Annotated in this window: 12 protein-coding genes; 7 read left to right on the forward strand and 5 right to left on the reverse strand. The window is 61.7% G+C overall.

Going from position 1 to position 15,895, the window contains the following annotated elements:
• The first annotated feature begins 192 nt into the window (after positions 1-192).
• The 4 genes from typA to iaaH all read left to right on the forward strand — a co-directional run bounded on the left by typA (position 193) and on the right by iaaH (position 7,449).
• Positions 193-2,016, forward strand: coding sequence for a translational GTPase TypA (gene typA / locus ACO07N_RS05625; RefSeq protein ID WP_421980083.1), 1,824 nt, complete (start codon positions 193-195; stop codon positions 2,014-2,016).
• Positions 2,017-3,987: 1,971 nt separating this feature from the next.
• The gene (locus ACO07N_RS05630) at positions 3,988-5,040 is read left to right on the forward strand and encodes a MaoC family dehydratase (RefSeq protein WP_421980084.1); all 1,053 of its coding nucleotides are present in this window, start codon (positions 3,988-3,990) and stop codon (positions 5,038-5,040) included.
• 75 nt (positions 5,041-5,115) lie between these two features.
• Positions 5,116-5,889, forward strand: a complete 774-nt coding sequence (locus tag ACO07N_RS05635) for a helix-turn-helix transcriptional regulator (RefSeq protein ID WP_421980085.1) — start codon at positions 5,116-5,118, stop codon at positions 5,887-5,889.
• 84 nt (positions 5,890-5,973) lie between these two features.
• Entirely contained in the window at positions 5,974-7,449 is a 1,476-nt protein-coding gene (gene iaaH, locus ACO07N_RS05640; RefSeq protein ID WP_421980086.1) for an indoleacetamide hydrolase, read from the forward strand.
• A 67-nt stretch (positions 7,450-7,516) separates the two neighbouring features.
• Here iaaH and ACO07N_RS05645 read toward each other — a convergent pair whose 3' ends face one another.
• The 3 genes from ACO07N_RS05645 to ACO07N_RS05655 all read right to left on the reverse strand — a co-directional run bounded on the left by ACO07N_RS05645 (position 7,517) and on the right by ACO07N_RS05655 (position 11,058).
• On the reverse strand, positions 7,517-8,782 hold the full coding sequence (locus ACO07N_RS05645) for a L,D-transpeptidase family protein (protein ID WP_421980087.1): 1,266 nt from the start codon (positions 8,780-8,782) through the stop codon (positions 7,517-7,519).
• 310 nt (positions 8,783-9,092) lie between these two features.
• Positions 9,093-10,052 carry an acetyl-CoA carboxylase carboxyltransferase subunit alpha gene (locus ACO07N_RS05650; protein WP_421980088.1) on the reverse strand — a complete coding sequence of 320 codons (960 nt, stop codon included), beginning with the start codon at positions 10,050-10,052 and terminating at the stop codon, positions 9,093-9,095.
• 172 nt (positions 10,053-10,224) lie between these two features.
• Positions 10,225-11,058 (reverse strand): DUF3108 domain-containing protein, encoded by an 834-nt coding sequence (locus tag ACO07N_RS05655; protein ID WP_421980089.1) that lies wholly within the window; start codon positions 11,056-11,058, stop codon positions 10,225-10,227.
• Positions 11,059-11,401: 343 nt separating this feature from the next.
• Here ACO07N_RS05655 and rpmB point away from each other — a divergent pair, with 343 nt between their 5' ends.
• From rpmB to ACO07N_RS05670, 3 genes are all read left to right on the forward strand, one after another.
• A complete protein-coding gene (gene rpmB, locus ACO07N_RS05660) occupies positions 11,402-11,698 on the forward strand; it encodes a 50S ribosomal protein L28 (protein ID WP_421980090.1) in 297 nt (98 codons plus the stop codon).
• 24 nt (positions 11,699-11,722) lie between these two features.
• Positions 11,723-12,409 (forward strand): queuosine precursor transporter, encoded by a 687-nt coding sequence (locus tag ACO07N_RS05665; protein WP_421980091.1) that lies wholly within the window; start codon positions 11,723-11,725, stop codon positions 12,407-12,409.
• A gap of 85 nt (positions 12,410-12,494) precedes the next feature.
• Positions 12,495-12,887, forward strand: a complete 393-nt coding sequence (locus ACO07N_RS05670; protein ID WP_421980092.1) for a GFA family protein — start codon at positions 12,495-12,497, stop codon at positions 12,885-12,887.
• A gap of 45 nt (positions 12,888-12,932) precedes the next feature.
• On the opposite strand, the gene ACO07N_RS05675 is transcribed toward ACO07N_RS05670, so the two are convergent.
• Complete coding sequence (locus ACO07N_RS05675) at positions 12,933-13,961, reverse strand: esterase-like activity of phytase family protein (RefSeq protein WP_421980093.1); 1,029 nt, start codon at positions 13,959-13,961, stop codon at positions 12,933-12,935.
• A 26-nt stretch (positions 13,962-13,987) separates the two neighbouring features.
• The gene (gene cobT / locus ACO07N_RS05680; protein ID WP_421980094.1) at positions 13,988-15,892 is read right to left on the reverse strand and encodes a cobaltochelatase subunit CobT; all 1,905 of its coding nucleotides are present in this window, start codon (positions 15,890-15,892) and stop codon (positions 13,988-13,990) included.
• Positions 15,893-15,895: the final 3 nt, after the last annotated feature.

Consider the following 15,895-nt stretch of genomic DNA (forward strand, 5'->3'; position numbering starts at 1 on the left):
ACGGCCGTACTGTCAATGGCAGGCGGCAAGACACGCGGCACATGTGATCCGCCGCTTGACTGCATTGCATTGCACAATTGCCGCTATCCACGTATAAAGGCGCCAAATTCGGCGCATATGCCGATCCCAGTTCAAATTGTCCAGACAGACTGCGGGTCCCAACCGGGCCCGCTCTGTCTTTTGGAGCCACACATGAAACTTCGCAACATTGCCATCATCGCGCACGTTGACCATGGCAAGACCACCCTGATTGACGTCCTGCTCAAGCAATCCGGCGCGTTCCGCGACAACCAGCGCACGGAAGAGCGAATGATGGATTCCAACGACATCGAACGCGAGCGCGGCATTACCATCCTCGCCAAGGTCACCTCGCTGGTCTGGAAGGACACGCGCATCAACATCGTCGACACCCCGGGCCACGCGGATTTCGGCGGCGAGGTTGAGCGCATCCTGCATATGGTCGACGGTGTGATCCTGCTCGTTGACGCCGCTGAGGGGCCGATGCCGCAGACCAAGTTCGTGCTCGGCAAGGCGCTGAAACTTGGCCTGAAGCCGATCGTCGCGATCAACAAGATCGACAAGCCGGAACAGCGCGCCGACGAGGTACTGGACGAAGTGTTCGACCTCTTCGCCGCGCTTGACGCCAACGAGGACCAGCTCGACTTTCCGGTTCTCTACGGGTCTGCGAAACAGGAATGGATGGCCGAAGAACCGGACGGGCCGCAGGACAACATGGATCCGCTGTTCGACATGGTTCTGGACAAGGTTGCGCCGCCGGAAGCCGATCCGGGCGAATTCCGCATGCTGGCCACCACGATCGAGTCCGATCCCTTCCTCGGCCGCATCCTGACCGGACGCGTCGTTTCCGGAACGGCCGTGCCGAACATGCCGATCAAGGCGCTGGCGCGCGACGGCAGCCAGGTCGAAGCCGGCCGTGTCTCCAAGATCCTCGCCTTCCGCGGCCTGGAACGCCAGCCGATCGAACAGGGCGAGGCGGGCGACATCGTCGCGATCGCCGGCATGGCCAAGGCCACTGTTGCCGATACCCTGTGCGCACCCGGCATCGACGAACCGCTTCAGGCCCAGCCGATCGATCCGCCGACGCTGTCCATGACCTTCCGCGTCAATGACAGTCCGCTGGCCGGAACCGAGGGCTCCAAGGTGCAGTCCCGCGTAATCCGCGAAAGGCTGATGAAGGAAGCCGAAGGCAACGTTGCCCTGAAAGTGGAAGACACGGACGAGCCCGACGCGTTCATCGTGTCCGGTCGCGGCGAACTGCTGCTGGCGATCCTGATCGAGAACATGCGCCGCGAGGGCTTCGAGCTCGGTGTCGGCCGCCCGCGCGTCGTCTACCAGTTCGATTCGGCCGGCAACCGCCTGGAGCCGATCGAGGAAGTCATCATCGACGTCGACGAGGAGCACTCCGGCATCGTCGTGCAGAAACTTCAGGAGCGCAAAGCCGATCTTCTGGAAATGAAGCCGTCCGGCGGCGGGCGCACGCGCCTGGTGTTCAACGCACCGACGCGCGGCCTGATCGGCTACCAGGCCGAGCTTCTGTCAGACACCCGCGGCACCGCCATCTTCAACCGCATCTTCCACGGCTATGAAGCCTACAAGGGACCGATCCAGGGGCGTCACACCGGCGTGCTCCTGTCCAATGGCACGGGCGAGGCGGTTGCCTACGCGCTCTTCAACCTGGAGGACCGCGGCCCGATGATGATCGATCCGGGCACGAAGGTGTATCCGGGCATGATCGTCGGCGAGCACACGCGCGGCAACGATCTTGAGGTCAACGTCCTCAAGGGCAAGCAGCTCACCAACATCCGCTCGGCCGGCAAGGACGATGCCGTCAAGCTGACGACGCCGATGAAGCTGACGCTGGAAGCGGCGCTCTCCTACATTTCCGACGACGAACTGGTGGAAGTCACGCCGACATCCATCCGCCTGCGCAAGGCGGAACTCGACCCGCACGCCCGCAAGCGCGCCGAACGCGCCGCCAACAAGGCATCGGCGTGACGCCGGAAGGTCCTGACCCAATCAAAAGCCCGGGCAGTCGCCCGGGCTTTTTTGTGCGCTCACATACCCCGATTGCCCGTCCCGGTTTGCCGCGCGGTCTGCAGTCTCCCTCGGGGTAAGGCCGAAGACCGGCGGAAGCGGTTTGGCCAGGCGCCGGATTTCGGGAAACACCTCAACACTCTCCATCGTCACCCCGGGCGAACATCGTGAGACCCGGGGCCGGGGTGCCGGATTTCCTGTTCGATTGTCGTCCCGGCCGAGCGCAGCGCGAGCCGGGACCCACTCATTTCCGCAGCAGCGGAAAAGGAATGACGAGCCGGTTTGAACTGTCTTGCCCGAACGTGCCGAAAGGTGAATAGGCCCCGGATCTTCGCTCCGCTTCGTCCGGGGTGACATACGGCGATCGCGTCCAGGCATGTCTCCGCCCTTCCAGGTCAGGCCTTGGCTTGCCAAACTGCTGTTGAATGTATGTCATTGAAAAAGCAATAGTATCCGCCCGGCGCTAAATCTGGATACGGAATGAACCTCCGGATTTGTCATCCCGGTTTGACGCGTCAGTGGCAAGACCGGGACCCAGTATTCGTTGCACCTGGCGACGACAAACGTCACGCGGGCTGAAGATTACTGGTTCCCTGCCTTCGCAGGGATGACAAGAACGAAACCTGGTCTGTTCAAGCCACCCGAATCCACCTCGCCTTCGTCTCCCCGGGCGCAGCAAAGCGCAGATCCAGGACCGGAGGGCCACCGCGTTTGCGCGTGACGGGACATAGCTGCTCCCCGATCCTGGCTCGCGCTTCGCTTGGCCGGGATGACGCTTCGCAGACAGGGGTTGGCTAAATTGCAAAAGCCCCTCAGCCGTCATTGCCGGACTTGATCCGGCAATCCATGCCGTTTCGTTCCGGCGACCAAAAGCCGTGCAATGGGAAACGCCACGGAATGGATGCCATGGTCGAGCCATGGCATGACCCGGGAAAGAACATAGGCCTGAACTGTTTTCCGGCCTGGATGAAACAATATCATCCGGATTTGTCGTCCCGGTTTGACGCGCAAGCGGCAAGACCGGGAACCAGTACCCGTTGGGGCGGGAGACTGAAATAAAACGGAAAATCCGGTGGTTACTGGCTCCCTGCCTTCCGCTGCGCTTCAGCAGGGAGGACAAGTCTCTATATATGAACCCGCCGCACGGAACCCGTTTCGTGATGAAACCGGTCATGCCATGGCTTGACCATGGCATCCATGCCGTTCCGTTTCCCATTGCACGGCCGGGCATCACCGACGGTTCACGCTATGGATTGCCAGATCAGTCTGGCAATGACGGTGGTGAGGTGCCGCGTTGCGGCCGGGCACCGCAGCCGCGACATCTGTCTTGATCACAGATAGGGCCAAACCCATCAGCCTCATCCTGAGGAAGCGCGCAGCGCTTGGCCGGAATGACCCTCCGGATTTGTCATCCCGGTTTGACGCGCAAGCGGCAAGACCGGGACCCAGGACGTCGTGCGGCCGGGGGTTAGAACAGGCCACAAAACAAGGGGTTATTGGGTCCCTGTCTTCCGCTGCGCTTCAGCAGGGAGGACAAGTCTGCAAACATGAACTCGCCCCACGGGACCTATTTCGTAATGATACCGTCATGCCATGGCTTGACCATGGCATCCATGCCGTTCCGTTTCCGATTGCACGGCCGGCATCACCGATGGTTCACGGCATGGATTGCCAGATCAAGTCTGGCAATGACGGTGGTGAGGCGTCCCATTGCGGCCGGGCACCGCAGCCGCGACTTCTGTCTTGATCACAGATAGGGTCAAACCCATCAGCCTCATCCTGAGGAAGCGCGCAGCGCTGTCTCGAAGGACAGGCGGCTCACGCCAACTCAGGTGGCCCGTCGGTTTACGCCCTACCCCCAACGTCTGACTTGCCTGTGTGCGCTGCAATAGGCTCTAATCGCGCCCAACAAACCGGATCTGGGAGGGATCGTTGAGCAAGACCAATCGCGGCAATTTTTTCGAGGACTTCGAGATCGGCCAGGTGATCCGCCACGCGACGCCGCGCACGGTAACAGGTGGTGATCAGGCGCTTTACACCGCGCTTTACGGGTCCCGTTTCGCGGTTCAGTCTTCCGATGCCTTCGCCCGGGCGCTCGGCTACGCCCATGCGCCGCTGGACGATCTCCTGACCTTCCATATCGTCTTCGGCAAGACGGTGCCGGACATTTCGCTGAACGCCGTCGCCAATCTCGGCTATGCAGGTGGCCGCTTCCTTGCGCCCGTGTATCCCGGCGACACCTTGTCGACGATTTCCGAAGTGATCGGCAAGAAGGAAAACTCCAACGGCAGGACCGGTGTCGTCTATGTCCGGTCCACCGGCTACACGGCCACCGGAACGGAAGTCCTGGACTATGTCCGCTGGGTGATGGTCAACAAGCGCGATCCGGAGTCTCCTGCACCGGAGCCGGTTGTGCCGGACCTTCCGGCCGCAATCGACCCGCATGCGCTCGGCACAGCGGCACCGCTGCTCGACACGGCAAACTGGGACAACGCCCTTTCCGGATCCGAGTTCCGCTTCGGCGACTATGCGGTCGGCGAGAGGATCAATCATGTCGACGGCATGACCGTCGAGGAAGCCGAACACCAGATGGCCACCCGGCTATACCAGAACACAGCCAAGGTGCATTTCAACCAGCACACGGAGGCAAAGGGCCGCTTCGGGAAGCGCCTGATCTATGGCGGTCACGTGATTTCGCTGGCCCGCGCGCTGTCCTTCAACGGTCTCGGCAACGCCTTCCACATCGCCGGCATCAACGGCGGCCGCCACGTTGCCCCACTGTTTTCCGGCGACACGGTCTATGCCTGGTCGGAAGTTCTCGACGCGTCCGAGATCGACGGACGCCACGATGTCGGCGCGCTGCGCTTGCGGCTCGTGGCCACCAAGAACCGCCCGTGCCAGGATTTCCCCTTGAAGGGCGAAGATGGCAAGTATCTCGACGACGTGATCCTCGACTTCGACTACTGGGCGCTGATGCCGAAATAGCGTTTGGGCCCGTAAGGCGCTTGAAGGTGACGGAGCCCCGGTTCCCGGTTACCATGGGTGCGAAGGAGGCCGGTCATGCTGACGACTCTCTCGGCACGGGAAACGAACCTGGTATTCGCCATCATGCAGGACATGGTCGCAATCCGGGAGGCGCACGAGTTGCGGCTGCAGCTGGGCGAACGCCTGCTTGATCTCTTCCAGGCTGACCATTTCGCGTCCTACACGTGGCAGAAGGATGCGGGCGACACCGGAGGCGTTTTCCTCAACATGGACGAGGACAACCTCGCCGCCTACGAAAGCCACTTCCAGTATTGCGACCCGATCACGCCGCGATTCCGCATGTGCCGGCGTGCCACCCATCTGAACCAGGTGATTGCGCGCGAAGACTTCCTGCGCACCGAGTTCTTCAACGATTTCCTGGCGCGCGACGGCCTGCGGCACGGGATGAACTTCCACGCATATTCCGGTGTGAACCATCTCGGTGACCTGCGCATCTGGCGCGGACAAGGCCGCGAGACCTTTCAGCAGCGGGACCTGGATCTGCTCGATGCCATCGGCACGGCCTTCGGCAATGCCCTTGCCAACTTGCGTGTGGAAGAAAACCGGCTGCGCGAAGCCGATCCGCAGCGGCGCTTCCTGGCCTGGGCGGAAAAACACGGACTGACGGCAAGGGAAAAGGACGTGCTTGCGCTGCTCTGCAAGGGCAAACGGGACCGCGAGATGGCGGAGGATCTCGGGGTCTCGGCAACTACGATCCGGTCCCACCTGAAGTCAATCTACCAGAAATCGGGCACCGGGAGCCGGGCGGAACTTCTGGCCAGCCTGAACGGGCCTCACGCCCTGCAATAAATGGTTTCCCTCCTCATTTTGGAGGATGCGGACATTCAGAATTCGGCGTTTGCTGTGTTCGCTTCCAAAAGAAGGGGAACACAAATGATCAGGCTTATGCTATCGGGCCTTCTGGCAGCCGCAGCGCTTCTCACCGCGCCCGCCGTAACCGCCCAGGACATCACCGATCTGACCGCCGCAGAGGCGGCAAAGGCGATCGCCGACAAGAAACTGACCGCGACGGAACTGGTGAACGCGCTGATCGCAAGGACCGGTGACGACCCAGGCAACGTCTATATCAGCTTCGACAGCGGAGGCGCAGCCGCTGCTGCTGCGGCGGCTGACGAACGCGTTGCCGCCGGGGAGGAACTCGGCCCGCTGCATGGTGTGCCGATTGTCGTGAAGGACAACATTGCTTCGCAGGGACTGCCCACGACAGGCGGCACGCCAGCGCTGAAGGACTGGGTCCCCGCTGCAGACGCTCCGGTCCTAGCGAAACTGCGGGACGCCGGTGCGATCCTGATCGGCAAGACCAACCTGCATGAACTCGCTTTCGGCATCACGTCCAACAATGCCGCCTTCGGCGCGGTCGCCAACGCTTATGATCCCGGCCGCTTTGCCGGCGGGTCCAGCGGCGGCACCGGCGCTGCCGTCGGCGCACGGCTGGCACCGGCCGGCCTCGGCACCGACACCGGCGGCTCCGTTCGCATTCCCGCTGCCCTCAACGGTGTATCCGGCCTGCGTCCGACGGTCGGACGCTATCCGGCAGGCGGCATCATCCCGATCTCGGCAACCCGTGACACGGCCGGACCGATTGCCCGGTCAGTGGCCGATCTGGTTCTGTTCGACACGGTCATCACGGGCACTGACAAGACTATTGCGCCCGCCGATCTGAGCTTCGTGCGCCTTGGCGTTCCGTCAGGTCTGACCGAAAATCTCTCGCCGGAAACGGAACGGCTGTTCCGGGAAGCGCTCGCCACGCTGGAAAAGGCCGGTGTCACCCTGGTTGAGGTCGATATCAGCAGCGAACTGGACCTTGCGGCCAAGGCCGGGTTCCCGATCGCACTCTGGGAGGTCAGGCGCGACCTTGCCGCATTCCTGGAAAAAAGCGGCAGCGGGCTTACTCTGGAGGACGTTGCCGCCGGGGTGGCAAGCCCGGATGTCAAATTCGTCTTCGAAAACCTCGTGCTCGGTGATCAGGCCATTCCGGATGAGGTCTACGCGGCGGCCATGACCGATCTCAGGCCCCTGGTGCAGTCGGGCTATGCGGAAGTCTTCGCCGAAAACAGGCTGGATGCCCTCGTCTTTCCGACGACGCCGCTCGCGGCCCAGCCGATTTCAGGATCGGACATGACGGTCTCGCTGAACGGGGAAGATGTGCCGACCTTCCAGACATTCATCCGAAACACGGACCCGGGCTCGATCGCCGGCATACCGGGCCTGTCGCTGCCCATCGGCCTGACGGCGGACGGACTGCCGGTCGGACTTGAACTCGACGGACCGGCTTACAGCGACCGGCATCTGCTCGCAGTCGGCCTCGCCGTTGAAAGCGCATTGCCAGGCATGCAGGCCCCTAGATAGGGCAACCTTGCAAACGATCCGATGTCAGTTGATATCTTGCGAAATCCGCGAACCCTGGCCGCTCAGGTCAGGGTTTGGCACCCGGAACAACGTCCGTCGCAATCGGACCGACACTGGCCTCGGCCTCTGTCGTCTTCGAACCGAAGGGAACCCAACGCTTCAGGAAACGTCCCGCAGCACTGCCGCTGGACTGTTCCTGCGGGGCAAAAGCCGTTTCGACCGCTGTCTCGCCGGTTTCCCCATTTGTTTCAACCGGAGCGCTTGCAGCGGCGACGGCACTTGCATCTCCGGCAGTGGATGCCGGCTGGCCGGCGGACGGGATCGTGGCCGTCGTGATTTCAGCCTCGTCGCCACTGTTGCCAAAGACTTCAGCAATACGCTTGTTGCGTTCTTCGCGGCGCTGCTGGCGCTCCTCGCGGGCATCGAAGCGTGCCGCAAGCTGCTGGAACTTTTCGTCGTCCTTGCTCTGCTTGGACGCAACGGCTGACGAGATGCTCGGATGCACCTGGTACTCCGGGCATTTGGCGCTGGCGCGGAACGGCACACCTTCGACAAGCGTCGTGGCGTCAAAGACATATTTCTTTTCGCAAACCGAGACTTTCGGCGGCTTCTGGGTCACTTCGAAATGATCGTAACCGGTCTTCAGCATGTTCCAGTAGTCGAGATGCTCGCTGTCGCGGTGACGCGCCATGTTTTCCGGTGTCATGCGGAACGGGAACGCCTGGACCTGGAAGGACTTCTGGCCGCCCTTGAAGCTGTCGCGGGCAAGCGCATAGATGTCCTCGACCTGCTCGTCCGTCATGGCGTAACAGCCGCGCGAGGAGCACGCCCCATGCACCATCAGATGCGAGCCGGTGCGGCCATGCGCGCGGTCGTACCTGTTCGGATAGCCGAGGTTGAAGGCCAGGTGATAGCTGGAATTCGGGTTCATCAGCGCAGGCGTAATTTCGTAGAAACCTTCGGGCGCCTGCCGGTCGCCTTCCTTGAACTTCGGACCCAGCTTGCCGGACCATTTGCAGATCTCGAATTCTTCAAGCTTCTTGTATTTGCCGGTCCGCGTCTGCTTCCAGACCTCAAGCTCCGACTCTTCCTTGAAGATGCGGATCATGATCGGAGACGTCGAACTCATGTTGAGGTCGGTCATCTTGCGCTTGATGGAATCGCTGACCGGACGCAGGTGCTTCGGCCCGGCGCCGAACTCGTCGGCCTGGCAGGCCGCCAGCACGCCGGCGGCAATCACCAGCGATCCGAGCCTTGCCGCTTTTCCGGCACCGTTTCCGGTGACCCGCTTCTGCAGCGCGGCTGGCGTTTTCAATCGGCGCCCAAAGACCATCTTACTATCCCGAACTGAGTGAAACCGGAAACGCGGAAGTCTCTTCCCGTAAAATCGTTTCTGGTTCCCTGCGTCTCGCCCCCGCGCAAAGGCTAGGGAATGTTAGTTGACGATAAGTTACTGAAACCCGCCTGCCCCTGCGAAGCAAATTCCGGTGATGCAAACAAAAACCGGGGCAATTGACCCTTCAATTGCCCTAACTGTGCCTGAATGCAGGCAGAATCTGGCCACACAATGGCAAAAATGCCCGCTTTTTCAATTGCGGAGCCGAATCCGTTGCTGACTTTCTCGTGAAGATACGAAATTTACCTTAGGTCAGCGTCCGGCCGATCGCGATGAATTTGTCGCGTCTCTGCTTGCGGATCTCGTCGGGGCTCAGACCGGCCAGCTCTTCCAGAGCCGCTTCGATGGACTTGCCCGCGGTGTCGATAACGATCTCGCGCGCCCGGTGCGCGCCGCCGACGGGCTCGACGATGATGTCGTCGATGACGCCCAGCTGCTTCAGGTCCTGAGCCGTGATCTTGAGTGCGGTCGCCGCGTCCTGCGCCTTGGCGCTGTCGCGCCAGAGGATGGACGCTGCCCCTTCCGGCGAAATGACGGAATAGATCGCGTGCTCCATCATGAGCACCTTGTTTGCCGTGGCAATCGCGATCGCACCGCCCGATCCGCCCTCGCCGATCACGACGGCGACGGAAGGAACCCCGAGTCCGAGGCCGACATCCGTCGAGCGTGCAATCGCTTCCGACTGGCCGCGTTCCTCGGCACCGCGTCCCGGATAGGCGCCGGACGTATCGACGAAACTGATCAGGGGAATATCAAAACGCTCGGCCAGTTCCATGATGCGCACGGCCTTGCGGTACCCTTCCGGGCGCACCATTCCGAAATTATGTTTCAGGCGCGTGTCGGTGTCATGTCCCTTTTCCTGCGCGAGAATGGCAACCGACTGACCCCGGAAACGGCCGATCCCGGCCAGCAGCGCATGGTCTTCGGCAAACTTCCGGTCTCCGGCCAGCGGCGTGAAGTCTTCCACGAGGCCGGCCACGTAATCGACCGCATGCGGCCGGTCGGGATGCCTGGCGACCAGCGTCTTCTGCCAGGGCGTGAGCTTGGAGTAGAGGTCCTGGAGTGTCTGGGCGGATTTCGCGTTGAGCCGCTCGATCTCGCCGTCGACATTGACCTCCTCGCCATCCTCGGCTGCGATGGCCCGCAGTTCCTGGATCTTGCCTTCAATATCCGCGACGGGCTTTTCGAACTCCAGATAGCTGTGCATGTACTTGTTTACCCGAAACAACCCGGCAGGCCGGCATGTGACGGGCCGGTCCGGAAAACTGACTGTAAGGTGCTTGCGCGCCCCGATGGCGTAATGTGGAGCGCTGTAACAAGAGACGCAAGGGGGCGCAAGTCTCCGCCCCGGTCAAGCGCGGCAAATGTGGTTGGCGTTGTTAACGCCGCGCGGCCTGGTCGCTGCCTGCGCCGTCAATTGTCAGCTTGGTCGCCTCCACCAACAGGCGCCCGTTCTTGGTGTCGATGGCAATGCGGTAGGGAATGAGGACATTGTCCCGGCCCATCGGCGCGATCCAGACTTCCATGTTCGCCTTTGCCATGTATTTCACCGACTCCTTGGAAGGACGGTGTCCGGCGACCGGCACCCAACGCGCCTTGCAGACGACCACCGTACCGTCGTAGCCGCGCCCGGAGACCTCTTTGGTGCCTTCGTAGCTCAGCTTGATGTCGAACCGGGTCCATCCGTCGAAAATGGGCAGTTTGCGGGAGCAGGCTTTCGGTCCGAAACTGTCCTTCGACCGCTTGACCGGCATCAGTGCGGCGCTGAGCGGATCGATCGCGTTCCGCTTGTGGCGGTTGGTGATCTTGATCCGTTCCTGGTTCGGCTTGAACTGGGGCGCGACCTCCATGGAGCGGATATTGCGCGAGCCCTGGTTGAGATTGACGTAGAAATCGAGATTGGCCGCTTGCGAGGCCATCCGGTACTTGGAAGGCACCACCTTCGACCCGACCAGCCAGCCGGACGCTTCCGCGCCGCCTTTCCCCGTCGAGAACAATGTTCCGATACCGGCGGGCGCAACCGTGACCTTGGCCGAATAGGCGTTGCCCTGCATCACGAGCGAGAGTGTTCCGCGCCCGATCTTGAAACCGGCGAGCGAGATTGCGTAGACACCGCCGACGCTGTTCTTTTTCGCCTGGGCGGGCGAAACCAGCAGCGCTCCGGCCAGCAATGGAAGGACGACGAGGCGTCCGAGTGACGACAGACCAAACACTTCAACAAACCTCCACGCTGCCCAACCGGCAACGATCCGCGCCCCGTGCCAATATGTTCCGTACAGTCAACACTAGCATGAAAATCGTCTTGGGAACCGCATCAATCATTCTAAATTATGGTAACTCAGTGGTTAACGCCGTGTACCTGTGCGAATAAAACCACAGAATCGGCTCCTCGGGCAGGACATGTCTTGACGTTCAAGCGCACTGCCATTATAGCGGGGCAACTTTTTCCGAGAAATGCCGGAGACGATGTCGCCGGACCTAAGGTCCGCGCCGGTTCCGGTTTGGACTTGCTGGGTTCCATGTAACGGCCCAGCCACGAAAACAAAAGGTGATATGATGGCACGCCGTTGCGAACTCTCCGGCAAAGATGTGATGACGGGCAACAACGTCTCGCACGCAAACAACAAGTCCCGCCGCCGGTTCCTGCCGAACCTGTGCAACGTGTCTCTCCTGAGCGACACGCTCGGCGAGACCTTCAAGTTGCGCGTCAGCGCCCATGCCCTGCGCTCGGTCGAGCATCGCGGCGGCCTGGATGCCTACCTTCTGAAAGCCGCTGACAGCGAGCTGTCCGATGCGGCCCGCAAGATCAAGGTCAGCATCAAGCGCAAGCAGGCCGAAGCGGCAGCTGCCTGATCCAACCCTTTCGGGACAAATGAAATGACGGATACCCGGAGCTTCTCCGCGGGACATCACGCCATCGCGATCCTCGCGATGGCGCTTGTCGTTGCGGCCTCCAATTACCTGGTTCAGTTTCCGGTCGAGCATGTCGTCGGCGGCGTCAATCTGGCCGACACGCTGACCTGGGGCGCGTTCACCTATCCGATTGCCTTCCTGGTCACCGATCTGACCAACCGCCGCTTCGGTCCGTCTGCGGCGCGCAAGGTCGTCATAACGGGTTTTCTGCTGGCAATCGTTGTTCCGATGATCTTCTGGGTCTTCAATGAAGCCTTCACCACGCCGCGTATCCTGATCGCTTCGGGCACCGCCTTCCTGGTCGCCCAACTGCTGGACGTCACCATTTTCGACAAGCTGCGCCGGATGACCTGGTGGAAGGCACCCATGGCGTCCTCCCTGATCGGTTCGGTGATCGATACGCTGCTTTTCTTCGGCATCGCCTTCTCGGCAAGCTTCGCTTTCGTGGACGCGCTTTTCGGCATGGAAGACGGCTCGCTGGCCTTCCCGGTGCCCTTCCTTGGTATTGGCGGCGAAACGGAGACTCTGCTCTGGGTCTCGCTCGCAGCCGGCGATCTCGTGGTCAAGATCCTGGTCGCCCTGGCCCTTCTCGCGCCTTACCGCATCATTTTGAACGTGTTTCAACCCACGCCCAACGGGTCTACGGCATAAAGTCAGACGCACCGGTTCGAAAGCCTGTTCTCCGTTTCGCAGCATATGTGCTACGCACCCGATGTTCGCAAAACGGAGTGCAGACATGGAAGTGACGTCTGGTGGTTGCCTGTGCGGTAAAGTCAGATTCGCCGTGCACGGACAACCTTATCGTGTCGGCCTTTGCCACTGTCTGGACTGCCGCAAACAGCACGGTGCCCTTTTCCACGCATCCGCTGTCTTTCCGGAGAGCGCGATCAGGGTTGAAGGCGAAACGCACAGCTATCAGGGGCGCCACTTCTGCCCTAAGTGCGGATCATCCGTCTTTTCGCGCACCTCAGACGAAATCGAAATCAATCTGGGCTCGCTTGATGATACGGACCGGTTCGTGCCGACATATGAACTTTGGACCGAACGCAGGGAAAACTGGTTGCCGGAGTTTCCGCTGAAGGCGCGCTACGCGCGAGACCGGCGCTCTGACCGCCGCCGCGAGGATTAGGGAACCCCGCTCCAAACGGTGACGATCAGCTTGAGACAGTATTGCTCAATCGCTCAACCGGAACCGCAGGAAAACCGTCCGCTGCAGTATGGAGCGGTTGTCATCCGACAGGAGCGTGAGGATCGTTTCTCCATCCGTGTTCTGATGCACGGCCAGGGCTTCCATGTTGTCGATCTGGTGTTCGAAGCCGGCCTCCAGGATCACCTCTCCCGTCAGATGCGCGCCCGGCTTGATCGAACTGCCTTCGAACCTGCGCAGTCTCAGACCGATCAGATCGCGCAGGTTGAACCTGCGTTCCATCAGCAAAAGGTCGCCATCGGGAAGGAAGGCGGCGTCGGTCGCATCGAACCGGTCCCGGCGATCGATTGCAAAGCGTTCGACACCGCCGGGACCGATGATGAACCCGGAAAAATCATGTGCATCGCTTTTGCTGGATTCGGAGACCGTAATCAGCTTTCCTGCGAGCGGGCTTCCGTCAGGGGCTGCGGCCAGGGATTCAAGACCGGCATTCCGCGGCAGGGCCGCAATGTCGTCCGGCAGATCGAGCTGTCCGATCATCCGCTCCCTGCCCGTCGCAAGCGGCCAGGGATAATGGTAGATCGCGTTCTGATACTCCGCGGTCACATAAAGACCGGATGGAGCAAGGGTCAGGGCCTCCGTATCGTGCCCCCAGCGGGCGCGAAGCGTTTTTCCGTCTGCGCCCAGGAGCGGCGCGAAACGGACATCCTTGATTTCGAGCGGCGTGCCGTCGTCTTCCTGTTCGACGGTGGCCCGCACCCAGTGGCCGTTGTCCGTGACGGCAAGAAAGGCATTGCCGCCGTCAAGCGACAGAAGCCCGGACAGGCCGCCAACCTTCCTGTCGGACGCAAGCAGCTCAAGCCCGCCCAGAAACGTGAGCTTGCCGAAAACCGGATCGTCATGACCGATGTGAAAGCTGTCGATTGTCCGGGTGCGCGCTTTGACGGACAGACCTTCACTCAGGACATCCTGCGCCCGCGCGATGGGTGCGTCGGGGAAGGAAACGGTCAGGACCAGAAACAAAGCGCCTGCGAAACTGGAACCGAACCGCTTCAAATGCCTCTGCCCCTCAATTCCCGTCCCTAACGGCGGCCGCCGCGCCGTCTGCCGTGGCCCTGTTGAGCCTGCTGGACCTCGTCATCAAACAGATCTGCCAGCTGATCGGTCATCGCGCCGGCCAGTTCTTCCGCGTCCACGATGGTCACGGCGCGGCGATAGTAACGCGTCACGTCATGACCGATCCCGATCGCGATCAATTCGACGGGCGACCGCGTTTCTATTTCCTCGATCACGTATCTGAGGTGGCGCTCGAGGTAATTCCCGGGATTGACCGACAAGGTGGTGTCGTCAACGGGTGCACCGTCCGAAATCATCATCAGGATCCGGCGCTGCTCGGGCCGCCCGAGCAGGCGCTCGTGTGCCCAAAGAAGCGCTTCGCCGTCGATATTCTCCTTGAGAAGCCCCTCCCGCATCATCAGCCCGAGATTGCGGCGCGCCCGCCGCCAGGGCGCATCGGCGGACTTGTAGATGATGTGGCGCAGATCGTTCAGCCGGCCCGGTGTCGGCGGCTTGCCCGCCCCGATCCAGCTTTCGCGCGACTGGCCACCCTTCCACGCCTTCGTTGTAAAGCCGAGGATCTCGACCTTCACCCCGCAGCGCTCCAGCGTGCGCGCCAGAATATCCGCGCAGGTGGCGGCGACCGTGATCGGGCGACCGCGCATCGAACCGGAATTGTCGAGCAGAAGGGTCACGACCGTGTCGCGGAAATTGGTGTCCCGCTCCTGTTTGAAGGCAAGCGGCGACATCGGATCGGTCACGGCGCGCGTCAGTCTCGCTGTATCCAGCAGGCCTTCTTCCAGATCGAAATCCCAGGCCCGGTTCTGCTGGGCCATGAGCTTGCGCTGCAGACGGTTGGCAAGCCGCGCGACGGCGCCCTGCAGATGCGTCAGCTGCTTGTCGAGAAACCCGCGCAGTCGGTCGAGCTCGGCCGTGTCGCAAAGCTCTTCGGCGGTGACGGTCTCGTCGAACTGGTTCGTGAAGACGCGGTAATCGGTTTCGGGCCGGTTGGAAAAGGGCGTGTCCTGCCGGTCGCTTTCTCCCGGTTCTTCGGAGTCCTGCGCCATGTCCTCTTCGGCGAAGTCCTCCATATCCATATCCGCGGCTTCTGTATCGCCCGCGTCCTGTTCCTCGCCGGACAGCTCCATTTCCTGCGGCGAGGCTTCCTGCTCACCGCTGTCGTTCTCATCTTCCCCGGTTTCGGCTTCGTCGTTGTTCCCCTGATCCTCGTTCTCTTCCGGATCGGTGTCCTGGTCCTGGTCACCAAGATCATCGCCCATATCGAGCGACTTGAGTACATCCCGGAACCGGCTCGCGAAGGAATCCTGGTCCTCGACTTCGGTTTGCAGCAGGTCGAGTTCGGAACCGGCCTTCTCCTCGACCCAGCCGCGCCACATGTCGACGAGGTTCTTCGCGCTTTCCGGCGGCTGCTCGCCGGTCAGGCGCTCGCGCACGATCAGGGAGAGCGCATCCTGAAGCGGCGCTTCATCGCGGCTTGCGATATCCGGCGCACCCGATTTTCTGAACCGGTCGTCCAGCATGACGGCCAGGTTTTCGGCAACGCCCTGCATACGCCGTGCACCGACGGCTTCGCAGCGCGCCTGTTCCACCGCCTCGAAGATGGCCCTTGCTTCCGATCCCTGAGGCAGGTTTTTCGAATGCACCGCCTTGTCGTGGCAGGCAATGCGCAGCGCCATGGAATCGGACAGGCCGCGCGTCACCGCGATATCGTGGGCATTGACCTTGCGCGACGGCTCGGGCAGGCGCGCCGTCATGCCGCTGAGGCCGGGGCGGTCTCCGGAAAACAGCACTTCCAGTTCCGCCTCGCCTGCGATCGCACGCATCGTGCCGCTGACCGACTGCTTGAACGGTTCGGTCGACGGTGCAGGCTTGTTGCCTGGAAGGGTGTTGTGACCCGGACGCGGTGCCATCGG

The sequence above is a fragment of the Roseibium sp. genome (assembly GCF_965229775.1).
In the GTDB taxonomy this organism is placed as follows: domain Bacteria; phylum Pseudomonadota; class Alphaproteobacteria; order Rhizobiales; family Stappiaceae; genus Roseibium.